Origin of the sequence: Cohnella boryungensis (assembly GCF_042651945.1) — a bacterium.
GTDB classification, from domain to species: domain Bacteria; phylum Bacillota; class Bacilli; order Paenibacillales; family Paenibacillaceae; genus Cohnella; species Cohnella boryungensis.
In genome coordinates, this window is the sequence record NZ_JBHSED010000068.1 from 28,842 (window position 1) to 41,865 (window position 13,024).

Genomic DNA, 13,024 nt, shown 5'->3' on the forward strand with positions numbered 1-13,024 from the left:
GAATCCTGCGATTCGAAGAGCGGCACTTTGTTGCCTGCTTTATGTCGGCACATCCCCAAGCCCCTTGGTCTTGGTCGCAGCGACCTCGAAGCGAGCGTTCCCGGAGCAAAGCGCGGCCGCAATCCCCAGCGCAGCCGCCACGGCAAGAAACCAGAATCCCAGCTGCACCGATTCCCCCAAGGCTTGCCGAAGCAAAGCCGCCGCAGAATCCGACAACCCGGCCCCCGAGCCGAGCAGCTGCTGCGGATTCGTCAATGCCGACGGGTCCGAGCCTCCCGCGCTCAGCTCCGACGCATGCTGCCTAACCGTCGAAGCCAGCTTTCCGTTCACGATCGCCGCCAGCACCGCCGAGCCGAACACTCCGCCGACCGAGCGGCTGAAGCCGACCGTCGAAGTCGCCACTCCCTTGAACCGCTCCTCCGCGCCGTAAGTCACCGCCATCTGGGACAGCGGCATGAGAATGCCGATTCCGATTCCCATAACCAGCATCACCAGAGCCATGACCCAGAGCTCCACCTCAAGAGGCATGTAGGCCATCCCAAGCATTCCGGCGCCAGCCAGCGTCATCGAAGCGACCATTCCCGCCCGATACGTCCACCTCTTCAGCAGAAAATTGCTGAGCGTCGCGCCGAGCATCATCGAGAACATCATCGGTGTCAACGTATTGCCCGCATCGCCGACATCGCCCCCCAAGCTGCCCTGCACAAACAAAGGGATAAACAGCAACGCCCCGTACAGGATAGCCCCTTGCAGGAAGGTCGCCGCCAGCGTGCCGGAGATCACCTTGCTGCGAAATAGCTGTAACGGCAAGATAGGCTCCTTGACTCGCAGCTCCACCCGCAAGAACCAGGCAAGCCCCGCCGCCCCTAGTAGAAACAGCCCGATAATCGGCCATGACGTCCACGGGAATTGCTCTCCGCCCATCTTCAAGGCTAGCAAGATCGACAGCGTCGTCCCCGCAAGCAGCAAGGCGCCTTTGACATCCACCGACGCAAGCTTGCCATTCGATTTCTGCTCCCGCAGCACGCGATTCAGCACAATGAAGACGTACAGTCCTATTGGCAGATTGATATAGAAGTTCCAGCGCCAATCGAGATTTTGCGTAATCAGTGCGCCCAGCGAGGGGCCGACGATCGAGGAAAGCGCAAACACGCTCATATAGAAGGCTTGGTATTTCCCCGCCTTTTCTTTCGGCATAATCGTAAAAACAAGCGTAAACGTGATCGGGATGATAAAGCCCGCTCCAAGCCCCTGAATGCCCCGGTAGACGATCAGCTCCGTCATACTGCCGGCCAGCCCGCATAGAATCGAGCCGCCCAGAAACACTCCCAGGCCGAGCATATAAAAGCTTTTTCTTCCGAACAAATCCGAAAGCTTGCCCGCAATCGGCATCATAACGGTCGAGCACAGCATGTAAATCGTGAATACCCAGGACATCTGCTCCAGGCCGTCCAATTCCGCCACGATTGTCGGCAATGCGGTAGAGACGATCGTCTGATCCACCTGGGTCAAAAAAATACTGATTAAGAGAGCCGACATCATCCAGTTGAGTTGCGCCTTCGAGTCTGTAGCCTTATCCGGATTCAAATCAACCACCTAGATTTCTACGAATTTAGCGCAGCGCCCGGCGTACTCCCGGCCGTTCTGACCGGATACGCGAGCTACCGCGAATGCGCCAAGCCGATTAAACGCCTCCTCCAGCGTCCGCTGCAGCGTCTCCCCCGACGGCTGCCCCCTTGCCGTCCACACCGCTACGAACCGATCGGCGATCCGCCGCGGGTTATCCTCCAACTCAACGAGAAGCCTGCGGATCGCTTCGGGCATCTCTCCGAACCGGGTCGCAGCGAAGACGAGCACGAGTCGAGGCTCCTCGTTGTCCAGCGCCTGCAGGAGGTCGTCCTCCCGTTCATGCACCTTCAGCTCCATGCCGTGCAAGAGACCAAGGCTGTCGAGCAACTCCTCCATCTCCACCTTGCCTTCCGAACGGATTTCCGGCGGAAGGTAGACGCAGACCCGCTTAGCCGCCTCCCCTCGGGAGACATCCCGATTTTCCTTTCCAGCAGCTTCATCTCTCGGCAGAATGCCGTACAGCGTCATCCGAATCATCTGATCGGCGAGCAAATCCTTTAATTCTTCATAAGAGCCTATCATCTTGAGCTCATCCCGCAAGTTATCCTCGCTGCGGTAGTAGAACTGATTCATCATTCCCCAGATTAATTGCAGCAGCACGCGTTCGTTCATCTGCTCCTGAATGGCGCCCGAGCCGATCCAATCGGCAAGCATCCGCGACTTCTCCTCGGTATCGCCGGTCCATCTGGCCGAGGCGTACTTCTGGAACAAGTCCCCGCCTTCGAGCGACTCCCGGTGATACAGCATATGAAGATTGGGAAGCTTGCATTTCAACTCGAAATGCTCCTTGATATATTTGCGAAGCAGCGCCTGGGGGGATTCATTCTCAAGCAGGATCTCGTTTACGTGCTGCTCCCACTGCTCGAAAAGCCTTGTCACCACTTCCCTGTAGAGCTTTTCCTTCGATTCGAAGTAATAGTGAATTAAAGCCTGATTCACGCCCGCCTTCACGGCGATGTCGCTCATCCGGCAGCCCGTAAACCCGATTCGGGCGAAAATATCCTCCGCCGCGTTCAAAATCCGCATCTGCACGGATGCTTTAGTCTCCTCTGCGACTTGCGTAACCACGATCCCCCGTCCCCTCTCACGCCCCCTTCCCGAGAACGACGCCGCGAAGCGGCAGCAACGACGTCTCGCGCCATTTGCCCAGCACCTCGGACAGATGGTCGATTTGGGAGTCCAATAGATACAATCCGCGCGTCGGGCATATCGCCCCCGCTTCTACCAACAACGGCCGCAAATGCGCTTCCACCGCCAAGGCGTGATGGGGCGCCGCGCCAACCATCACGGGAATGGCCGCAACCCCTGCAAGCGCCTGCATCGGCAGTTGGTCGACAAACAGCTTCAGCAAACCGGTATAGGGGTCGCCTTGAAGGTAGGACTGACGACGATGACGATGTCCGAGCCGCACACGCGGTCCACCAACCGCCGAACGTCCGCATGGCCCCATTCCAGCAATGCGGGCGCCACATCCGCCAAGTCGATAACCTCGTCATCTGTCTCCTCCCGGTCCGAACCGAGGTTTTCGCGAACAAAACGGAGCATCTCCGCGGCAATTCCGTAAGATTTGGAGCGGCTCTTCGGATTGCCCACAACCGCGGTGATTCTCATCGCACGCCAGCCTCTCGCGGAAGACCGTCCGCCAGTTGTCCGTATTTCCCTCCGAAGAAGATTAGCGGCCCCTGCTCCGGGGTCGGCACAGCCAGCTTTAAGCCGTCACTGAGCAGGATTTGATGATCCCCGCCCTCCACCGCTTTGCGCAGACCGCATTCGATGTACGCCAGGCAGCCCTCCAGCACAGGCACTCCCGTCTCTCCCAAGCTGTATGAAACGCCTTCGAACTTATCCGCGCCGCCTTTGCGAGCGAAGGCTCGGGACACCTCCTCCTGCTGCTCGGACAAAAAATGGACGCAAAATTTTCGACTTTCCAGAATATGAGCCAGCGTCGCGCTGTTGTTGTCCAGACAGACAAGCAGCATCGGCGGTTCCAGCGACAGCGAGGTAAAGGCGTTAACGGTCATGCCCTGGGGATTGCCCTCGGCATCCGTTGTCGTGATCACCGTAACTCCCGTCGCAAATTTGCCCATTGCGTTTCTCCACGCTAATGAATCCAATTTTAGTTCCTCCCCGCTGAAAAAGAAAGTTGATGACTACGATTGCGATTGGCGCTCAAAGCCGTTGCAGATCAGCCATGCGGTCGTTGCGTAGATGACTGCGGCATCCATCATATCCTCGACCGTAGGCGCGAACCTTCTCGGTCCGTAGGTTACTGCGGGAATATGATACATATTGAAGACATTGTGATCTCGCCACATGCTGGAGTAGATATAATGCCCCTGCGGCGTCGCCCCTTTCCCGACCGAATCGCTGGAGCGGCTGATGGCCCGATGCAGCTCGCCCACCCGCTCGGCATCGGCCTCGAAGCCCTGCCGATATACAATAGGCTCAATCTTGCCGACAAAGCCTTCCCGCTCCATCAAGGCCTCCAGCGAACGCTGCACATCGGCGATGCTCTGAATCGGCGTCAGCGTAGTCCCAAGATACACCGAACACACCTCGCTGCCGCCGCCCATCATGTGCGGGTCCCCTCCGCGAATAGCGCCGATCTGCGTCTTCGGAACGGCCGTGCCTCCGGGAGAATGATAGGTATTCTCCTTCTCGAAGGCAACGCACCATTGCTGCAAAGCTTCTATAAGAGGAGCGACCTTCACCAGCGCGCTGGGATGCTCGCGCAGCTCTGGAGGATGCTCTAACAGGGGCGTAAACACATCTTCGCCATAAATGTTGATACGGAAGTTCGCATGTCCGCAGGAAACCCAGGAAATCCCGAAGTCGGTGCCTTCGGCGGCAATCGCGAAATCCGGAGCCACTCCCCCGTGAGTCATCATGAATTGCGCTCCGATTTCCTTCCCCAGAAACTGAGGGCCTTGGAATTCCTCCACATGCTCGGGTCCGATCTCCGCCGGGCAAGCGGTGAGATAGAGCGAGCCCGCCATAGGCAGCCCCGTCTTCTTCAGAGCTTTGGCCCCGATCAGGAAGCAAGCCATTGGCCCCCGATCGTTCTCGACAGGTCTGCCCGAGAACACCCCGTCCCGAAGGCGGGCTTCCAGCCATTCCGGCCGTTCAACCGAGCCGGGACGGTATTTCCACTTGTCGAGCTCGTTGTACTGAGGGGATTCGGTATCCAAGTGACTTGTCAGCAGCAGATTTTTGCCCCGCGTCGGGTTCTGTCCGCCGTATTCGCCGATCACGTTAAAGCGGTCGGGAACCATCCCCACCCGCTTCGGCGCAAACCCCTCTCTCTTCATCCAGTCGAAGACGAAGTCCCCGGCTTCTTTCTCATAACCCGCCTGAGACCGAATGTTGCCCAACCCGAGAATGAGATCGATCAATTCCTGCTTGTCGATCGCCTGACGGATCGACTCGGATGCGGCTTGAATTTCCGAATCGGCAATTTTTCCGCCCGTATGAATCGTAATCATAGCTAACCTCCCATTAGCGGCGCCCAGCTGCGGACAACCTGATCAGTCGTTATAAGGGTTGCGAAGTTAAGAGCCATCCCCTTCAAGGAGGCCTCATGAATGTCCGTCGAGTAAGCGGCGCAAGCGTCGGAGACGACGAAGCATTCATAATCTCTCATGAAGCCGTCGCGCACCGTCGATTCCACGCAGCATTCCGTCGTAAATCCGGCGACCATCAGCTTGCGGATGCCGTTGCTCTTGAGCGCAAGCTCCAGATTCGTCCCCACGAAGCCGCTGTAGCGTTGCTTGAGGATCTCGATATCTCCGGGGAGAGGGGCGACCCGGTAATAATCCGCCCCGACCGTTGCTTTGCGGCATACCGCAACGCTTGAAGGCTCCATCCCCTGCCGCGCGTAGAAATCGATCATTGCAGGCGAATCCGTCTCCGGAGCCGTGACAAGCGAGATGAACACCACCGGGATTCCCGCTTCTCTGGCCGCAACACACAGCCTCTCGATCCGATCGACCGCCGGATCGACAGCGGAGAGATCCGCGCCCCACTGCGCCGACTTTCCATCGCTTGCGCAAAAATCGTTCTGCACGTCCACGAGCACCAGGGCGGCGCCCTCCCTTGGCAACGTTTGTCCCGTATCCTTCATTCTCGCCACCTCCGCACGAATCAGCCCCGCAGCTTAGGCAGGATGCGTTCCCCGAAAAATCTCATATCGGCATCGTAATCCGGGAAGGTCAGCATCATCCCGTCCAGATTAGCGGTCTCGATCGTGTCCTTGATCTGGGCGACAATCTGATCCTCCGTTCCTGTCAATGGCTGCGACATCAGCGCGGTTCTCGCCCTGGCCGAGATTGAAGTTTCCGTGCCGTCGACCGCCAAGCCGTAGCTCTCCATCAAGCCCCTGATCGCATCGCGATCAGCCCCTTCCGAATACAGCTTGATCTTGTCGTTCGCAGCCTCCTCCGTCTCGCCCCAGTAGACGCCGAACATCGCATAGGTTTTGACCGTCTTGTTCCGCTCCTTGGCCATTTCCTTCGCCCGCGCGCTTACCTTCGCGATCTCCGCAACGTCCTTGCCCCCTACGAAACACGCATCGCCTTCATCGATCGTAAAGCCCATGCCTTTGTCGGACGTTCCTGCGCATATAATCGAAGGACGCGGATTTTGAACCGGTTTAGGGTCGGACATGCAATCCGTCAGCTGGAAGTATTCCCCCTGATGGTTCACTCGCTCTTCGCTCCACAGCTTCTTGACGACCTGCATCCACTCCTTAGCCAGATCGTAGCGGTCGCCATGGTCCAGATGATCGGGCCACATGCCCATCTGGGAAAACTCCTTCGAGTAGGAGCCAGAGACCACATTCATGCCGACACGGCCGTTGCTAATCTGATCGAGCGTCGCGAACATTTTGGCCGCAACCGCAGGATGATACAGCAGCGTGTGCACGGTCGCGTATACCTTCACCCGCTTAGTAGCCTCCGCCAGCCCCGCCATCATCGTCATCGATTCCAGGGAGGTGCCCCAATGATTCGTCCGTCCGCCGTAGCCCCGCCATTTAGCCATCGACATGATGAAGTCCATGCCGATTTCTTCCGCCAGTATCGCGGCATTGCGGTTCTGCTCATAACTGCCGTAGACCTTCGGAGCGGTGTCCGAGATGATCCATCCCCCGTTGGTAATCGGAAGAAACACGCCAAAGTCGATTTTGTTATAGTCCACGCTGCTCATCGGTTATTCACTCCATTTGGTTAGTTAGTATAGCTTGCTTGTCATTCCGGCCAAATCAATGAAGCACCGTTATATATCGCATTAATGTATGAATTGTCCATCACCTCCGCCAGCGGCAGCGGCGACTTGATCACCTCGGCTTGCACCAGCATGTCCATCTCCCGTTGCCATTGCTCCTCGGCCTGCCATGCTACTCCGTGCCCTTCGTGCAAATTGTCCTGCACCAGCTTGCTCTCTACGGCCCATCGGTTCGTCTCGGCGTCCAGATCGTAGCCCGATTCCGAGCGGGATTCCAGAACCTTTAAAGCCTCTTCCGGATGTTGGAGGGCATATTCATGCGCCCTGGACAGCGCCCGCAAGAAATCCTCCACAGCCGTCGGATGCTCTTCGGCGAACTTCCCGTTAACCGCCACGACACCGAACGAGGTTTCCCCTCCGAACTGGCCCGGATCAATCAGACGCACCTTGATGCCGAGCTTCTCCATAATATAGGGCTCGTTCGTTTTATAGACCGTCAGCGCATCGAGCTTCTTGCCGTCCAATACGCGCGGATCATAGCCGACCGATACCGCTTTGATCTGCTCCCGGGCCACGCCGTCCGACTTCAGCATCGAGAGGACATAGGCCGGAACCGCTCCTTTATATCCCAGCGTCTTGCCGACAAGATCCTTGGGCGTGTGAATGTCCGAGTCGTCCATCACCATCAGGGCGTTTACGCCAACCGCCCCGAACGTTGCAACGCCCTTAATGTCGGCCCCGCTGTCGACGGACGTAATGACCAGGCTCGGATTGCCGGCGCTGGAGATTTGAGCTTGTCCCGCTGCCAGAAACTTCATCCCTTGCGAATCCAGACCCGGCTGAATGTTCACCTTAAGTCCAAGCTCTTCGAAATAACCGAGCTCGTCCGCCATAATCGTCTGCACGTCCGGGGAGGACGCCGCGTAATAGTACCCGGTGGAGTAGCGAATCTCCCCCGCCGCCTGATTCGCGGCCTTGCGGGCAACCCAATCAATCCCCTCTTGACCGCCCGGAGAGCTCGATGCGGGTGCAGATGCCGCAGGGGGCGAAGATGCCGCCGCAGAGCTTGCGGCCGTGTTCGAGCCGTTCCCTCCGCAGCCCGCAAGAACCGCCACGAAGGCAGACATTGCCGCCGCAACCGCGAGTGAATGCTTGATTGTTCTCTTTGTCAGCATGGTTACATTCTCCTATCTCGTCTTGGACGTATGGGGAAAACCTTCGAGGATGAAGGTCAACCTTCGAAATAAAGCTCCTGAACCTAACTCGCGGCTTTAAGAAGAGCTTACCCTTTGCTTGTCTGCACCGAACTATGCCAGTAGAGGACGCGCCGCTCGATCACCCGCAGGATCGTCGTCAGCACGATGCCCATAGCAGCCAGCATGGCAATGGCCGCGAACATTTTCTCGATTTGCATATAGTTGCTGAATACCATAACCAGGTTGCCGAGCCCCTTGTCCGCGCCGCTCCACTCCGCGACAACCGCTCCGATTACGCTAAGGCTAATGCAAGTTTTGGAGGCGGAGAACAGGTAGGGCAGACTGTTCGGAAGCCGCAGCTTAATGAAAATTTCCAATTTGCTCGCATGCAGCGAGCGTAAATAATCGTAATGATTCTGGTCGATGGAGCGAAATCCCGTAATCGAGTTGACCAGCATAGGGAAGAACGTAATGATGGCAGCGATGATCATCTTCGGCAACGCGCCGAAGCCGAACCAGATGATGAGCAGGGGCGCGATGGCTACAATCGGCGTAACGTTCGCCAACACGGCGATCGGCAGCAGCGTTCTTTCGAGCGTCGGGAAGTGGGCCATCAGCACTCCGCCGATCAAGGCGAATGCCATCCCCATGCCGAAGCCGACGATTGCCTCATACAGCGTGACTCCCGCATGCTCCAGATAGAAGCTGAAATTTCCGAACAGGGCGCCCAGAATATCCAACGGCGCGGGCAGCGTCAACGGATTGATCTCGAACAGGCGAACAACCCATTCCCATCCGCCGAACAGCGCCGCGAAAGCCAGCAGCGGGTAAGCATAGAAGCTCAAGTAGCTTGCTCCTGGGATCGAAGAGGCTTTTCGCTTCCCCGTCGCCGATTTCTCGGGAGCGGACGTGACTAGTCGATTGTCGAGTGCATTAGGTTGTGTTGCCATTTCACTGTTCCCACCTTTCGCGCAGCAATCCTTTAATGTGATTTACGTACTGCAAGTACTCGCCCGTCTCCTCCATCTCCTGTGACCGCGGCCTCGGCAGCCGAATGTCCACAACCTCGGACACCCTGCCCGGCCGGCTCGACATGACCACGACCTTATCCGAAAGAAACACCGCTTCCCGAATGCTGTGCGTAACGAAAATAACCGTCTTTTTGTGCGACTCCCATATCTCCATTAATTGATAACGAATTCTCTCTCTCGTAATTTCATCCAGAGCGGAGAACGGCTCGTCCATCAAAAGGATCGGAGCGCCGGAGGCGAAAGCCCGGACGATGCCTACGCGCTGCTGCATGCCCCCGGACAGCTCCTTCGGATACGCATGAAGAAAATCGCCCAGCCCTACCGATGCAAGCAGTTCCTTGGCCTCTTCGCTTTGCTCCGGAGTCTGCCTGCCTCCTTTGCGATTGACCTCGAAGGGCAGCCGCATGTTCTCCAGAATCGTCCGCCAAGGGAAAAGCGCCGGAGACTGCGGAACAAAGCCGAACCGCTTGTTCGATTGCGCCACCAGCGGAGCGACGCCTTCAACCAGCACCTCGCCGTCGTCTGCCGTTTCCAGCCCGCCGATAATTCGCAATAAAGTCGATTTGCCGCAGCCGCTTGGTCCGATCAGACTAACGAAGGTTCCCTCCTCCAGCTGGATGGCAATGTCCCGGAGCGCCTCCGTGGATTGACCTCGTCGTTGAAACCTCTTGGACACCCGATTCACGCTAATGTAGGTCATATCAAGATCACCACTCTAATTGTTTTTTCGAGCACCGGCCTCACGATTGATTAACCAATTAACACTTTTACTATTTAGTTAAAGTTCTTGATTAATAAGTTATCATGGCGTTATTTAAGTGTCAATATAAATGACATTAATGAAAATATGATTGTGTTTTCACTACATTTATCTCCCCATCCAGTTATAGAAACCCACCATACACTTACATAAAATGAGTCTATATCATATTCCGCAAGCTAATTTGTGTAATATTTTATAACATTAAAGTTGATTGTATGTTTGAAGGAAGCCGGCCACGGCTCCATCTCGCGGCAACAAAAAAAGACCTCTGCGAGATCCGAAGATCAAGCAAAGGTCTATTCCGATTGGTCGCGCCGACTACTCCAATAAATCCTTAATCGCTTGCGGGGAGTTGTTCCACCACTCCTCGTTGTGTTCAACCAGCAGCTTGCGAAGCGCTTCCTTCTCTACCGGGCCAATATTGTCCAGCATGTATTTGCGTTTAAGCGCGGCATCCAGCCGATTCACATGATCGGGCAGCAGCTTCCACCCTCTCCTCGCTTCCGTATCGATCAGCATCTCGCAGGAAGTCGCCCCTGCATAATATGAGCCGCCTTCGTTGCGATCGACGGCGACCCAGACGACCCAGGCCGGACGACCGCTCGGCACAAGCGTCTTGTCGGGCGAAAATTTAATGCCCTTCTCGATCTTGCTCTTGGCATGCATAGCTCCTACATCGATATAAGCTTCTCCGGAATCGATAATGACGCAAGCCACTTGACTCAGGTCGATGGAGCCCGCGCCAAACCCTCTATGCTCCTTATTGCTGACGACGTTAAGCGACAGCTTCTTCTTCTCAACCGGTTTGTCCTGATTTTCCATGTTCGCCTCCGAAATCTCGCTGGATATGAAAAAGCCGGGTGCCGGATCTCGACTTCCGAGACCTTGCCCGCTTCCTGTTGGCACGCTTATTTGACGGGAACGTATGTTCCATCTTTTTTAGGCAATTCTGTACTCAACATCATAACAAATTCGATAACATAAGTCTATTGTTTTTCGCGAAGATGCGCCACAATAGGTTAAGCCACTATCGCACAGCAAGGAGGAACAATGAACAATGGAAAGCCGCAACCCCGCCTTCGACGAAGAGCAAGACCGACTTCAAGCCACGTTCCGCGAAATCGATCGACAGCGCGCCGAGATCGGACCGGTCTACCGGGGCAAGGATTATGTGGAGCAATTGATCGAGGCCAAACGAGAGGAGAACCGCCAGCGCTTGGACCTGCTCGCTAACGAGCCTTACTTCGGACGGCTTGACTTCCAGGAGGAAGGCAAGCCCGCCCCGCTGCCGCTGTACATCGGCAAAAGAGGCATGGAGCTCGCCGAGACCTCGGAGCCGTACATCACGGATTGGCGAGCGCCAATTGCCAGTCTGTTCTATTCCTTCACCGGCGGAGACGACCCTGTATCCTATGAAGCGCCGGATGGCACGATTCACGGGGAAATCGCCCTCAAGCGCAACATTTCCATAAGAAACAAACAGCTTGGCCGTATTGTGGACAGCTATGAACGTGGCGGAGACAATATCGGCCTGAACGACGAATTTCTGCTTTACAAGTTGGGAGACAAGAAGGACAACCGCCTGCGGGATATCGTTTCTACGATTCAAGCGGAGCAGGACCGCATCATTCGGGCGCCCAGACACAAAGCGCTTATCATTCAAGGAGCCGCCGGGTCGGGCAAAACGACGGTCGCCCTGCATCGCCTCGCTTTCCTGCTGTACCAGTACCAGCAGCAGATCCGGGCGGAGCGGATGATTATATTCGCGCCGAACACGATGTTTCTGGACTATATTTCAGGCGTGCTGCCTGAGCTTGGCGTCGGCAATGTCACGCAATCCACCTTCTCGGAGTGGGCGCTTGAGCGCTTGAACGGCAACGTAAGACTGGCGCAGCATGCCACGGAGAGGGAGTGGTTTTCCCTCGAAGGGCAGCGCCCGGCGATCGATAACGACACTCCCGGCCGTTACAAGGGCTCTCTGGCCTTCAAGACCTATCTGGATCAACAGTTGGCGGACTTTGAGCAGCGTTTTCTGGAGATGCAGCCCTTCGAGGCCTGGGAGGGACGAACGCTATCCGGCGTCGTCATCCGGGAGTGGTTCGAGGTGGAGTACAAGCCTTACCCCCTGGCCCAGCGGCTGGAACGGCTGCACGCCCGCATAAACCGCTGGCTGGAAATGCAATTAAACGAGATCGGCGACCCGAAGCTTCGTAAGGAACGAAGCAAGACAGGCAAGCAGCGGCTGCGCGCCTATGCGAACAGGCTTCCGAAGGCGGACGCCCTGAGCTTCTATCAGACCCTTTACGCCTGGGATAAGCAGAGCGATATACCTGGCCCGATCGCCGCGAGCACGCGCGCCTATCTCAAGAAAGGCGAGGTTAAGCCCGAGGATTTGCCTGCGCTGGTCTGGATTCATATCGCGTTCAACGGCGCCGATAAGGTAGCCTTCGATCATGTTGTCGTGGACGAGGCGCAGGATGTCTCCCCGCTGCAGATCGCGCTTCTGAATTCCTTCATGAGCGAGCCCTCCTTCACGATCCTTGGGGATCTGGCGCAAGGAATTCATGCGTATCGGGGTATCCAGCGCTGGGAAGAGCTTTCGGACGTTTTCGCGGCGGATTATCGCTCCTATCACGCTTTGCAGATGAGCTATCGCTCCACGCTGGAAATCATCGAATTCGCCAACCGCATTCTTCCGCATACGCAAACCGGACTGCCCCCGGCGTCACCTGTCTTCCGCAGCGGCGACCCCGTGGAGCTTGCGGTGCTGGAGAGCCCGGAGGAAACGCTCCCGTATATCGAAAGCTTCATACGCGCCAATCAAGAGCACGGCATGCAGACCATCGCCATTATCGGCCGTACGGACGAGGCGTGCGCGCGGCTTGCCGCACAGCTGGCTGAGTCCGGGTTTCCGGCCAACCTGATCTCCGAGAGCCACACCCGCTATCACGGGGGGATTACGGTCGTTCCCGTCTACCTCGCCAAGGGATTGGAGTTCGACTCCGTGCTCGTTACAGACGCCGACGGCCAAGGCTACTCCGGCTCCCCGCAGGATGCGAAGCTGCTCTATGTCGCCTGTACGCGCGCCTTGCATCGGCTGACCCTTTGCTGCTACGGCAGCGTCACTCCGCTCCTCGCAGAGTGAGTCGCAGCTTCGGAAATCCCGCAGCACGAGCCTGACAAAC

At 56.8% G+C, this 13,024-nt stretch carries 13 protein-coding genes; 1 reads left to right on the plus strand and 12 read right to left on the minus strand.

The window, feature by feature from the left end; translation table 11 throughout:
- Positions 1 to 39: 39 nt before the first annotated feature.
- From ACFO1S_RS25935 to ACFO1S_RS25990, 12 genes are all read right to left on the minus strand, one after another.
- Positions 40 to 1,587, minus strand: a complete 1,548-nt coding sequence (locus tag ACFO1S_RS25935; RefSeq protein WP_204605906.1) for an MDR family MFS transporter — start codon at positions 1,585 to 1,587, stop codon at positions 40 to 42.
- A gap of 9 nt (positions 1,588 to 1,596) precedes the next feature.
- The gene (locus ACFO1S_RS25940) at positions 1,597 to 2,697 is read right to left on the minus strand and encodes a TetR/AcrR family transcriptional regulator (protein ID WP_204605907.1); all 1,101 of its coding nucleotides are present in this window, start codon (positions 2,695 to 2,697) and stop codon (positions 1,597 to 1,599) included.
- A 16-nt stretch (positions 2,698 to 2,713) separates the two neighbouring features.
- Entirely contained in the window at positions 2,714 to 2,980 is a 267-nt protein-coding gene (locus tag ACFO1S_RS25945; RefSeq protein ID WP_204605908.1) for an NADPH-dependent FMN reductase, read from the minus strand.
- Entirely contained in the window at positions 2,974 to 3,240 is a 267-nt protein-coding gene (locus tag ACFO1S_RS25950) for an NADPH-dependent FMN reductase (protein WP_204605909.1), read from the minus strand. The genes ACFO1S_RS25945 and ACFO1S_RS25950 overlap by 7 nt, the downstream gene beginning before the upstream one ends.
- Positions 3,237 to 3,743 carry a flavin reductase family protein gene (locus tag ACFO1S_RS25955; RefSeq protein ID WP_204605910.1) on the minus strand — a complete coding sequence of 169 codons (507 nt, stop codon included), beginning with the start codon at positions 3,741 to 3,743 and terminating at the stop codon, positions 3,237 to 3,239. The genes ACFO1S_RS25950 and ACFO1S_RS25955 overlap by 4 nt, the downstream gene beginning before the upstream one ends.
- A gap of 36 nt (positions 3,744 to 3,779) precedes the next feature.
- Positions 3,780 to 5,111 (minus strand): zinc-binding metallopeptidase family protein, encoded by a 1,332-nt coding sequence (locus ACFO1S_RS25960; protein ID WP_204605911.1) that lies wholly within the window; start codon positions 5,109 to 5,111, stop codon positions 3,780 to 3,782.
- A 2-nt stretch (positions 5,112 to 5,113) separates the two neighbouring features.
- Positions 5,114 to 5,749, minus strand: a complete 636-nt coding sequence (locus tag ACFO1S_RS25965; protein WP_204605912.1) for a cysteine hydrolase family protein — start codon at positions 5,747 to 5,749, stop codon at positions 5,114 to 5,116.
- 20 nt (positions 5,750 to 5,769) lie between these two features.
- A complete protein-coding gene (locus ACFO1S_RS25970; protein ID WP_204605913.1) occupies positions 5,770 to 6,831 on the minus strand; it encodes an LLM class flavin-dependent oxidoreductase in 1,062 nt (353 codons plus the stop codon).
- A 41-nt stretch (positions 6,832 to 6,872) separates the two neighbouring features.
- On the minus strand, positions 6,873 to 8,024 hold the full coding sequence (locus ACFO1S_RS25975; RefSeq protein WP_204605914.1) for an ABC transporter substrate-binding protein: 1,152 nt from the start codon (positions 8,022 to 8,024) through the stop codon (positions 6,873 to 6,875).
- Between the two features lie 107 nt (positions 8,025 to 8,131).
- A complete protein-coding gene (locus tag ACFO1S_RS25980; protein ID WP_204605915.1) occupies positions 8,132 to 8,995 on the minus strand; it encodes an ABC transporter permease in 864 nt (287 codons plus the stop codon).
- A gap of 1 nt (position 8,996) precedes the next feature.
- Entirely contained in the window at positions 8,997 to 9,776 is a 780-nt protein-coding gene (locus tag ACFO1S_RS25985; protein WP_204605916.1) for an ABC transporter ATP-binding protein, read from the minus strand.
- 381 nt (positions 9,777 to 10,157) lie between these two features.
- Complete coding sequence (locus ACFO1S_RS25990) at positions 10,158 to 10,661, minus strand: YwhD family protein (protein ID WP_204605917.1); 504 nt, start codon at positions 10,659 to 10,661, stop codon at positions 10,158 to 10,160.
- Positions 10,662 to 10,896: 235 nt separating this feature from the next.
- On the opposite strand from ACFO1S_RS25990, the gene ACFO1S_RS25995 reads away from it, so the two are divergent.
- Positions 10,897 to 12,984 (plus strand): HelD family protein, encoded by a 2,088-nt coding sequence (locus ACFO1S_RS25995; RefSeq protein ID WP_204605918.1) that lies wholly within the window; start codon positions 10,897 to 10,899, stop codon positions 12,982 to 12,984.
- Positions 12,985 to 13,024: the final 40 nt, after the last annotated feature.

Excerpts from the sequence above, each read along its gene's own strand:
- ACFO1S_RS25950 (WP_204605909.1), bottom strand. The coding sequence starts at position 3,240 with ATGAGAATCACCGCGGTTGTGGGCAATCCGAAGAGCCGCTCCAAATCT.
- ACFO1S_RS25960 (WP_204605911.1), bottom strand. The coding sequence starts at position 5,111 with ATGATTACGATTCATACGGGCGGAAAAATTGCCGATTCGGAAATTCAA.
- ACFO1S_RS25965 (WP_204605912.1), bottom strand. The coding sequence starts at position 5,749 with ATGAAGGATACGGGACAAACGTTGCCAAGGGAGGGCGCCGCCCTGGTG.
- ACFO1S_RS25970 (WP_204605913.1), bottom strand. The coding sequence starts at position 6,831 with ATGAGCAGCGTGGACTATAACAAAATCGACTTTGGCGTGTTTCTTCCG.
- ACFO1S_RS25975 (WP_204605914.1), bottom strand. The coding sequence starts at position 8,024 with ATGCTGACAAAGAGAACAATCAAGCATTCACTCGCGGTTGCGGCGGCA.
- ACFO1S_RS25980 (WP_204605915.1), bottom strand. The coding sequence starts at position 8,995 with ATGGCAACACAACCTAATGCACTCGACAATCGACTAGTCACGTCCGCT.
- ACFO1S_RS25985 (WP_204605916.1), bottom strand. The coding sequence starts at position 9,776 with ATGACCTACATTAGCGTGAATCGGGTGTCCAAGAGGTTTCAACGACGA.
- ACFO1S_RS25990 (WP_204605917.1), bottom strand. The coding sequence starts at position 10,661 with ATGGAAAATCAGGACAAACCGGTTGAGAAGAAGAAGCTGTCGCTTAAC.
- ACFO1S_RS25995 (WP_204605918.1), top strand. The coding sequence starts at position 10,897 with ATGGAAAGCCGCAACCCCGCCTTCGACGAAGAGCAAGACCGACTTCAA.